Origin of the sequence: Myxococcus sp. CA039A, assembly GCF_013336645.1 — a bacterium.
Classification (GTDB): Bacteria; Myxococcota; Myxococcia; order Myxococcales; family Myxococcaceae; genus Myxococcus; species Myxococcus llanfairpwllgwyngyllgogerychwyrndrobwllllantysiliogogogochensis.
In genome coordinates this window covers 1-9754 of sequence record NZ_JABUMQ010000378.1, presented here as the reverse complement: position 1 = coordinate 9754, position 9754 = coordinate 1, and the positions used below count along the sequence as shown (strand labels likewise).

Sequence of the window (9754 nt, the reverse complement as noted above, 5' to 3'; positions counted from 1 at the left end):
GGGGGCGCGGGGACTTCGGGGGAGGACCGCTGCGTCATTTCACGCGGAAGCGTACCGGCAAGGGGTGGCGCGGCGCCAACATCCGGGGCCCTGGCGCGAGCGGCTTTCGTGCGTCGCCTCTCGTGCTAAGTAGTCCAGCAGAGGCGGGAGGACTTCGAAGCTGACCACCGGACAGGAGTGGCTGGTTGATGCGAGCGGCTGCTCGCCTGGATTGCTCAAGGACGCGGCGGCGTTGGCGGCGCTCTTCGAGGAGCTCCTCGTCCTGCTCGACTTGAAGGTCGTGGGCCAGCCGCAGTGGCACGTATTCCCCGAGCCCGGTGGCATCACCGGACTGACGCTGCTTGCGGAGAGTCACCTGGCCATCCACACCTTCCCCGAGCATGGCTTCGCCGCGCTCAATGTCTACTGCTGCCGCCCCAGGACGCGCCCCGACTTCGAGTCGCTGTTGGCGCGTCACCTGAAGGCGGCCTCCTGCGAGGTGCGGGAGCTGAAGCGGGGGGTGATGGCGTGAGTCAGGGGAGGTGTCCGTCGTGCGGCGCGGATGTGGAGTTCACCGCCGGTTCGGCGCAGGTGGTGGTGTGTGGCCACTGCCAGACGGTGGTGGCTCGCAAGGGCGCGGACTTCGAGTCGCACGGGAAGATTGGCCGCGTCGTCGTCACCGACTCGCCGCTCCAACTGGGCGCGGAGGGGCGCTACGCGCGCACGGCGTTCCAGGTCGTGGGCCACCTCCAGAAGGACCATGGCGCGGGCCCGTGGGACGAATGGTACGTGGAGTTCTCCGACGGCCGCACCGCGTGGGTGAGCGAGTCCGAGGGCGCCTTCCACCTGCTGCTGGAAGCGGGCGTGGAAGAGGGCGTGTCGCTGTCGGACCTGCACCCCGGTGAGCGGCTGCGCCTGCGCAACCGCGTCTGGGTGGTGGAGGAGCGCGGCCACGGCAAGGTGGTGGCCGCCGAGGGGCAGCTCCCCAGCGACGTGGACCCCACGCAGGACTCCTATTACGTCGACGCCACCGGCTCCAAGGGCGCCTTCGTCACGCTCGACTTCGGCACGCGGAACAAGGACCCGGAAGTCTTCATCGGCGAGCGACTCAAGCTGGAGCAGCTCGGGATTCCCGCCGAGCAGCTCCGCCCGCGCGCCCGCCGCAAGGTGGACCTCCAGCAGGCGCGCTGCACCGAGTGCAACGGCCCCCTGGAGCTGCGGGCCCCGGACAAGTCCCTGCGCGTGGGCTGCCCGTTCTGCGGCGCGCTCCTGGACGTCAGCAAGGGCAAGCTGTCCTTCCTGCGGCTCCTGGAGAAGCCGGACCACGCGCCCATCATCCCCCTGGGGGCGAAGGGCACGCTGAAGAACACCGAGTGGATGTGCATCGGCTTCCTGGTGCGCTCCTGCACCGTGGAGGGCGTGCGCTACCCGTGGGAAGAGTACCTGCTCTTCCACAAGTCCAAGGGCTTCGTCTGGTTGATGCTCTCCAACGGCCACTGGGTGTTCCTGGAGCCGCTGGCGGCCGGTGACGTGGAGCTGTCGCCCCTGTCGTCCGCGTACTTCGAGGGCCGCCGCTACAAGGCCTTCCAGAACGTCCACGCCGTCACGGAGAACGTGCAGGGCGAGTTCTATTGGGAGGTGACGGCGGGCGAGTACGCCGAGGCCGCCGAGTACGTGTCCCCGCCGTACTCCATCAACGTGGACTCCACCGAGGACGAGGTGACGTACACGTATGGCGAGTACCTGCAGCCCGAGGTGGTGAAGGAGGCGTTCAAGCTGAAGGAGGTGGGGCCGACGTACGGCATCCTCCCCAGCCAGCCCAATCCCCACGCGGCGGGCATGCGCTCCACCATGCTGTGGTCCTTCCTCTGGCTTCTGGGGCTGCTGGTGCTGTCGGGCATCTTCTCCGTGAACTCGAGGGAAGAGGTGGTGCTCCAGGAGAACGTGACGGTTCCCGCGGACGCGGCCTCTGGGACGCCCGCCGCGATGAAGTTCAGCGCGCCCTTCGAACTGACCAAGCGCGGCAACATGAAGGTGGAGGTCGCCGCGGGCCTCAGCAACGCCTGGATGGGCGTGCAGGGCGACCTGGTGAACCAGGAGACGGGTGACGTGGTGAGCTTCTACCAGGAGCTCAGCTACTACCAGGGCAACGACAGCGACGGCTTCTGGAGCGAGGGCAGCCCGAGCGACAGCCTGTACCTGTCCGCGCTTCCGGCGGGCAAGTACGTGCTGCGCACCACGGCGGCCTTCGACGCGTCACCCCGGCCGAGCGTGCGCAACTACAGCGTGAAGCTGGTGCACGACACGCCCAATGGCACCTGGCTCTGCGTGGCGCTGGTGCTGATGCTGCTGGCGCCGGTGTTCGCCTTCGTCCGCTCCCACGGCTTCGAGACGCGCCGGTGGGCGGACAGCAACCTGACGGAATAGACGCGCATGGCACGACACGGAGGCGCGGCATGAAGTGGTTCGGTGGACTGGTGCTGCTGGGTTACACGGCCATGATGATGTCCGGGTGGTCGCCCTTCACCAGTGAGGAGAGGGACCGCGTGCCGGGCAACGTGCGCCGAGGCCCGGGTGGCATCCTGTTGTGGACCGGTGGTTTTCAGGGAGGGAAGTGATGCTGTTACTCGGCGTCGTCGTGAGCTGGCAGGGTGTGCTGGCGAGCGTCATCTATTCGCTCATTGGCCTGGCGGTGTTCGTGGCGGGCTTCTTCGTCATCCGCCTCATCATGCCGTTCGACGTGCACAAGGAGCTGGAGGTCGACCAGAACACGGCGGTCGGCATCGTCATCGGCTCCTTCATCCTCGGCCTGTCCATCATCGTGGCCGCGGCCATCGGTGGTTGAGGGGCGGGGACTCCCGCTCGAAGAAGAAGTGAAGTGACGACGTGAACAAGACGCTGCTGTACATCACCGTCATCGTCATCGCGACGTGCGGGCTCGTCTACGAGCTCGTCGTCGGGGCGCTCGCCAGCTACCTGCTGGGTGATTCGATTACCCAGTTCTCCACCGTCATCGGTGGCTACCTCTTCGCGATGGGCATCGGCAGCTACCTGTCGCGCTACATCGACAAGGGGGTGGCGCAGCGGTTCGTGGAGGTGGAGCTGGCGGTGGCGCTCCTGGGCGGCCTGTGCGCACCGGTGCTGTTCCTCACCTTCACGCTGACGGACCTGTTCCAGGTGGCGCTGTACGGCAGCGTCATCATCATCGGCACGCTGGTGGGGCTGGAGATTCCCCTCCTGCTGCGCATCCTCAAGGACCAGCTCAAGTTCAAGGACCTGGTCAGCCAGGTGCTGTCGCTCGACTACCTGGGCGCGCTCGCCGCCAGCGTCGCCTTCCCGCTGCTCCTGGTGCCGAAGCTGGGGCTGGTGCGCACCTCGCTCCTGTTCGGCATCCTGAACGCGGCGGTGGGCCTGTGGAGCACGTGGCTGCTCGCGCCGCTGTTGGGCAACCCGCTGCGCCTGCGCGTCAAGGCGGTGCTGCTCACGGTGCTGCTGGTGGTGGGCTTCGTGCTCGGAGACCGGCTCACGACGTTCTATGAGGACCAGCTCTACGCGGACGACGTGGTGCATGCGTCCAGCTCCCCCTACCAGCGCATCATCCTCACGCGCGGCAAGCGGGGCTTCTCGCTGTTCCTCAACGGCAACCTCCAGTTCGCCAGCGTGGACGAGTACCGCTACCACGAGTCCCTCGTGCATCCGGCCATGGTGCGCGCGGGAAGAATCGAGCACGTGCTCATCCTGGGCGGTGGAGACGGGCTCGCCGCGCGCGAGGTGCTGCGCTACCCGGAGGTCCGCTCCGTCACGCTGGTGGACCTGGACCCGGCGATTACCGGCCTGGCCATGGGCTATGGCGAGCTGGCGAAGCTCAACGGGAACGCGCTGACGGATGCGCGCATGCGCGTCGTCAACGCGGACGCCATGCAGTTCCTGATGGAGGGAGACCAGCGCTACGACGTGGTGGTGGTCGACTTCCCGGACCCGAACAACTTCGCGCTGGGCAAGCTGTACACCACGGGCTTCTACAAGCTCCTGAAGAAGCGGGTGGCGCAGGACGGGGTGGCGGTGGTGCAGAGCACCAGCCCCCTGTTCGCCCGGCGCTCCTTCTGGTGCGTGGAGACGACGCTGAAGGCCGCGGGCTTCTGGACGCAGCCGTACCACGCGCTGGTGCCTTCGTTCGGCGAGTGGGGCTACGTGCTGGTGGCCCACGAGGCCCCTGGCCACCACCGGCCGCTGCCGGAGGGCCTGCGCTTCCTGGACCTGCCCACGCTGGAGTCGCTGACGCTGTTTCCTCCGGACATGAGCCCCCTGCCCGTGGAGGTGAACCGGCTGAACAACCAGGTGCTGGTGCACTACTACGAGGAGGAGTGGCGGCGGTGGAACTGACGCGGCGAGAGCTGGTCGCCGCGTTCCTCGGCTCGGCGGTGGCGAGCGGGTGCAAGCGCGAGCAGCCCCGTGCCCCCATTCCGGGCGCTGTCGTCGACCGCGCGGTGGAGGTGGGGCACCGGTTGCGTGGCGGGCCGCTGCCTCGCGCGGAGACGCTCGAAACGGTGGACGTGCTGGTGGTGGGCGCGGGCGTGGCGGGCCTGTCCGCCGCGTGGCGGCTGGCGGGCGCGGGCGTGAAGGACGTGCGCGTGGTGGAGCTGGAGTCGGAGGCCGGGGGCACGTCGCGCTCGGGGCGCAACTCCGTATCGGCCTTCCCCTGGGGCGCGCACTACCTGCCGGCGCCGCTGGAGGACAGGGGCCCGGTGGTGCGGCTGCTTCGCGAGATGGGCGCGGTGTCCGGCGTGGACGCGCAAGGCCTGCCGACCTTCGAGGAGACGCTGCTCATCCAGGAGCCGGAGGAGCGCCACTTCTACCGGGGCCACTGGTACGACGGGCTCTACCTGCGCGTGGGCGCGACGGCGGAGGACCTGGCGGAGCTGGAGCGCTTCGATGCGCGGATGAATGCCTTCGCCGCCGCCCGGGACGCGAAGGGACGCAAGGCGTTCGCGGTGCCGACGGCGCGCTCCAGCGATGACGCCGAATGGACGGCGCTGGACACGCTGAGCATGGCGGCCTGGCTTGCGCGCGAGGGCTTCCGCTCCACGCGGTTGAAGTGGCTGGTGGACTACGCGTGCCGCGACGACTACGGCGCCACGTCCGAGCACATCTCCGCGTGGGCCGGCATCTGGTACTTCGCCGCGCGCCAGGACGGACAGGGCGAGCGCAGCGAGGGCTTCCTGAGCTGGCCCGAGGGCAATGGCCGGCTGGTGCACCAACTGCTCTCCGCGCTGCCTCCCCGCGCGGTGGAGCGCGACGTGCTGGTGCACACGGTGGAGCCGGGCGAGCAGGGCTGCCGGGTGGACGCGCTGGATGCTCGCACGGGCAAGCCTCGCTCCTTCCAGGCGCGACAGGTGGTGCTCGCGTGCCCGCGCTTCCTCGCGGCGCACCTGGTGGCGCCGTGGCGGACAGCGCGGCCGGCGTGGCTGGATGCCTTCACCTACGCGCCGTGGGTGGTGGCCAACCTGACGCTGTCGTCGCCTCCGGTGTCGCGAGGCTTCCCGCTGGCCTGGGACAACGTGTTCCAGGAGAGCAACAGCCTGGGCTACGTGGTGGCCACGCATCAGCGCCTGCGTCAGGACGAGAACGGCCCCACGGTGCTCACGTGGTACCTGCCCATGGCCGGCGCGGACGTGAAGGCCGAGCGCACCAAGGCGCTCTCCGCCAGCTACGCGGACTGGGAGGCGCTCGTCATGGCGGACATGCGTCCGGCGCACCCGGGCATCGCCCAGCAGGCGCAGCGCCTGGAGGTGCAGCGCTGGGGCCACGCCATGGTGCGGCCGACGCCGGGCTTCATGTGGGGACCGGAGCGCCGGGCCGCGCAGGAGAGCGTGGGGCGCCATCTGCACTTCGCGCACACGGACCTGGGTGGGCTGGCCCTCTTCGAGGAAGCCAACTGGTTCGGAGTGAAGGCCGCGGAGCGCGTGCTGGCGGAGCTGGGGCAGGCTTCCGCGAGCTGGCTCTAGCCTCCCTTCTTCCGCGAGGTGCCAGGGGCTGGCGGGCCGGGCCTTGCCTGCTCGGGTCCGTCCCGGGGGCAGCGGTCAGTGTCCGGGGGTGTGCCCATTTCTGACCCTCGGGGTCGGGACGTGTCCGTCTGGAACATCCGAGGACGCGCGACGGTGGCCCCACGGGCACGACTTCGCGGAGGCACACCATGTCGCTCAAGGAATACAAACCCGGCAGCACCTTCCCTGGCACCATCGGCCGGACATGGGAGCAGTCGTCTCCGGCGTGGCCCCAACCGCTGCGCGCGAAGGCGGGCGCACCCAACGTCCTCTTCATCGTCCTGGACGACACGGGCTTCGGGCACCTGGGCTGCTATGGCTCGCCCATCCGCACGCCGAACCTGGACAAGCTGGCGAAGGGCGGCCTGCTCTACAGCAACATGCACACCACCGCGCTGTGTTCGCCCACGCGCTCGTGCATCCTCACCGGCCGCAACCACCACTCCAACGGCATGGCCACCATCACCGAGGTCTCCCTCGGCTACCCGGGCTACAACGGCACCATCCCCTTCGAGAACGGCTTCCTCTCGGAGATGCTGTCGAAACAGGGTTACAACACGTATGCGGTGGGCAAGTGGCACCTGACGCCCACGGAGCAGACGAGCGCGGCGGGGCCCTATGACCGCTGGCCGCTGGGTCGTGGCTTCGAGCGGTTCTACGGCTTCCTCGGCGGCGACACGCACCAGTACTACCCGGACCTGGTGCACGACAACCATCCGGTGCTGCCGCACAAGACTCCCGAGGAGGGCTACCACCTCACCGAGGACCTGGTGGACCGCGCCGTGGACTTCATCGCGGACTCCAAGCAGGTGGCGCCGGACAAGCCGTTCTTCATGTACTTCTGCACGGGCGCGATGCACGCCCCGCATCACGTCCCCAAGGAGTGGGTGGACAAGTACAAGGGCCAGTTCGACGACGGCTGGGACGAGTTCCGCAAGAAGGTGTTCCAGCGTCAGCTCAAGCTCGGCGTCATCCCTCCCGGCACGAAGCTGTCCCGACATGACCCGGACGTGGCGGAGTGGGACAGCCTGCCGCCCGAGGAGAAGCGCCTCTATGCGCGGATGATGGAGGTCTTCGCGGGCTACCTGGAGCACACGGACCACCACATCGGCCGGCTGCTGAAGTCCCTGGAGGAGAGCGGTGAGCTGGACAACACGCTCATCATGGTCATCTCCGACAACGGCGCGAGTGCCGAGGGCGGGCCCCATGGCTCCGTCAACGAGCTGAAGTTCTTCAACAACACGCCGGAGTCGCTGGAGCAGAACATCGCGGCCATGGACGACCTGGGTGGGCCCAAGTACTTCAATCACTACTCGTGGGGCTGGGCGTGGGCCGGGGATACGCCGTTCCGCCGGTGGAAGCGCGAGGTGTACCGGGGCGGCACGACGGACCCGTTCATCGTCCACTGGCCCAAGGGCATCCGCGCGCGGGGCGAGGTCCGCACGCAGTACTGCCACGCCATCGACATGGTGCCCACGGTGCTGGACTGCCTGGGCGTGGAGCCTCCCCAGGACATCCGGGGTGTCACGCAGTCGCCCATCGAGGGCGTCAGCTTCCGCCACTCCTTCGACGACGCGCGCGCGGAGAGCCACCACCACACGCAGTACTTCGAGATGTTCACCAGTCGCGCCATCTACCATGACGGCTGGCGGGCGGTGTGCCCCTTCCCCGGGCCGTCCTTCACGGAGGCGGGCGAGGCGTTCGGCGAGTCGGCCATCACCGAGGAGCGGCTGCGCAAGCTCGACGCGGAGGGGTGGGAGCTGTACCACGTGGCGGAGGACTGCTCGGAGACGAAGAACCTCGCCCAAGAAGAGCGGGGCAAGCTCATCGAGATGATTGCCCTCTGGTACGTGGAGGCGGGCCGCTACAAGGTCCTTCCGCTCGCGGCGCTGGACCGGGCGGTGTTCGCCGCGGAGCGTCCGCAAATCACCAAGGACCGCAAGCGCTACGTCTACCGGCCGCACACCTCACCCGCGCCGGAGAACGTGGCGGTGCATGTGCTCAACCGGCCGCACTCCATCACCGCGAAGGTGGACGTGGATGGAGACGCGGAGGGCGTGCTGCTCAGCCACGGCGGGATTACGGGCGGCTACACCTTCTTCATCCAGGACCGGAAGCTGCACTACGTCTACAACTTCGTGGGCGAGCGGGAGTTCCACATCGAGTCGGCGATGGAGATACCCGCCGGCCGCACGGAGCTGCGCTTCGAGTTCGAGCCCACGGGGGAGCCGGACCTCGACGCCGGCAAGGGCGCGCCGGGACGCGGCAAGCTCTTCATCGACGGGGACCTGGTCGCCCAGAGCGACATCTCCTCGACGATGCCGCTGCTCATCAGCCTGGGTGAGGGGTTGACGTGCGGGCGGGATGACAACTCGTCGGTGAGCACGATGTACCGCCCACCCTTCACGTTCCGGGGCGGCACGCTGCGCGAGGTGGTGGTGGACGTGTCCGGTGAACACCTCCACGACGAGCAGAAGGAGCGCAAGACGGTGATGGCTCGGCAGTAGGGGGAGGCGACACGTCGTCGCCTGATGGGGCCCGGCCTCTTCCCAGCGCTTCAGGGAGGCCGGGCCCTCTTTTCTTCAGAGCACCGGGGTGGGCGGGTCGAAGCCCAGCAGGATTCCGCCGGTGAGCTCCAGCGTGGGCCGGGCCACCATGGCGTGCTGGGTGAGGGTGTGGACGTCGCGGAAGCAGCGCTGGAGCGCGCTGGTGTGGAACACGGCGGGGCCGCCCGCGGCCTCGTACATCCGGTCCACCGCGCGCGCGGAGCTTCGCGTGGCATGCGTCATGGCCAGGCGCAGGTCCGCCCTGCCGCGCACGGAGACGGGACCTCGGGTGGCTTCGTCATGGAGGGCGTGAATCGTCTCCAGCAGAAAGGCGCGGGACGCGCGCACCTCGGCCTCCGCTTCGGCGACGGCCTCCTGTACGGCGGGCCGCGCGGCCAGCAGCCTGCGCTCCACCACCACCGTCTTCTGTCGGGCCAGCGCGGTCAGCTCATCGATGGCGCGCCGGGCGATGCCCAGGGCCACGGCGGGGATGCCCAGGCCCAAGAGGCCGAAGGGAAAGCCATACAGCGGGCGCGCGACGTGGGGCGGCGCGAAGAAGGAGAAGCCGTGGTCGTCCGGGACGAAGAGGTCCTTCACCTCCATGTCGCCGCTGCCGGTGCCGCACAGGCCGGAGGCGAACCACGTGTCGTGGAGCGTGACGTCCCTGGCGGGGAGGAAGAACAAGCGCGTCTCCGGCACGCCCTCGCGCACCATGCGCGGCTTGCCGCCCTCCGTGACGAGCGCGCCGCCCACGAGCCAATGACAGTGCTGGCTTCCGCTGGCCCAGGCCCATCGGCCGGTGAGCCGGTGGCCACCCTCGACGCGCTCGGCGCGGCCCAGGGGCGCGGCCACGCCTCCGGTGATGATGTCCGGCGCGGAGAAGATGGCGCGGCCCACGGGCTCCGGGAGCCACGCCGCCGTCAGCGCGGTGGCGGAGCCAATCATCGCGCACCAGCCGGTGGCGCCGTCCGCGCGCGAGAGGGCCTCGATGACCTGGAAGGAGAGCGCGGGGTGGAGCTCCAGCCCGCCGTACGTCTCTGGAATCATCATCCGGAAGATGCCGGCGCGATTCAGCTCCGCGACGAGGTCCTCGGGCAGCCGGCGCGCGGTCTCGATTTCGGCGGAGCGCGCGGACAGGCGCGGCGCGAGCTCCACGGCGGTGGCGAGCAGGGGATGGGCGGGGAG

The 9754-nt window shown here is 69.1% G+C and carries 8 protein-coding genes; 7 read left to right on the top strand and 1 reads right to left on the bottom strand.

Features of this window, described 5'->3' with window-relative positions; genetic code table 11:
* Positions 1-211 precede the first annotated feature (211 nt).
* The 7 genes from speD to HR086_RS40380 all read left to right on the top strand — a co-directional run bounded on the left by speD (position 212) and on the right by HR086_RS40380 (position 8530).
* The gene (gene speD / locus HR086_RS40410; protein ID WP_246137686.1) at positions 212-511 is read left to right on the top strand and encodes an S-adenosylmethionine decarboxylase; all 300 of its coding nucleotides are present in this window, start codon (positions 212-214) and stop codon (positions 509-511) included.
* Complete coding sequence (locus HR086_RS40405) at positions 508-2406, top strand: DUF4178 domain-containing protein (RefSeq protein ID WP_174468277.1); 1899 nt, start codon at positions 508-510, stop codon at positions 2404-2406. The genes speD and HR086_RS40405 overlap by 4 nt, the downstream gene beginning before the upstream one ends.
* A 29-nt stretch (positions 2407-2435) precedes the next feature.
* Complete coding sequence (locus tag HR086_RS40400; RefSeq protein ID WP_174454657.1) at positions 2436-2597, top strand: hypothetical protein; 162 nt, start codon at positions 2436-2438, stop codon at positions 2595-2597.
* On the top strand, positions 2597-2824 hold the full coding sequence (locus tag HR086_RS40395; protein WP_141647619.1) for a DUF350 domain-containing protein: 228 nt from the start codon (positions 2597-2599) through the stop codon (positions 2822-2824). Before HR086_RS40400 ends, HR086_RS40395 begins: the two co-directional genes overlap by 1 nt.
* Positions 2825-2865: 41 nt before the next feature.
* The gene (locus HR086_RS40390) at positions 2866-4362 is read left to right on the top strand and encodes a polyamine aminopropyltransferase (protein ID WP_174468276.1); all 1497 of its coding nucleotides are present in this window, start codon (positions 2866-2868) and stop codon (positions 4360-4362) included.
* Entirely contained in the window at positions 4353-5984 is a 1632-nt protein-coding gene (locus tag HR086_RS40385; protein WP_174468275.1) for an FAD-dependent oxidoreductase, read from the top strand. The genes HR086_RS40390 and HR086_RS40385 overlap by 10 nt, the downstream gene beginning before the upstream one ends.
* A 188-nt stretch (positions 5985-6172) precedes the next feature.
* Positions 6173-8530, top strand: coding sequence for an arylsulfatase (locus HR086_RS40380; protein ID WP_141647616.1), 2358 nt, complete (start codon positions 6173-6175; stop codon positions 8528-8530).
* Between the two features lie 75 nt (positions 8531-8605).
* On the opposite strand, the gene HR086_RS40375 is transcribed toward HR086_RS40380, so the two are convergent.
* The coding region (locus tag HR086_RS40375) for an acyl-CoA dehydrogenase family protein (protein ID WP_174468274.1) at positions 8606-9754 on the bottom strand (1149 nt) is incomplete at its 5' end.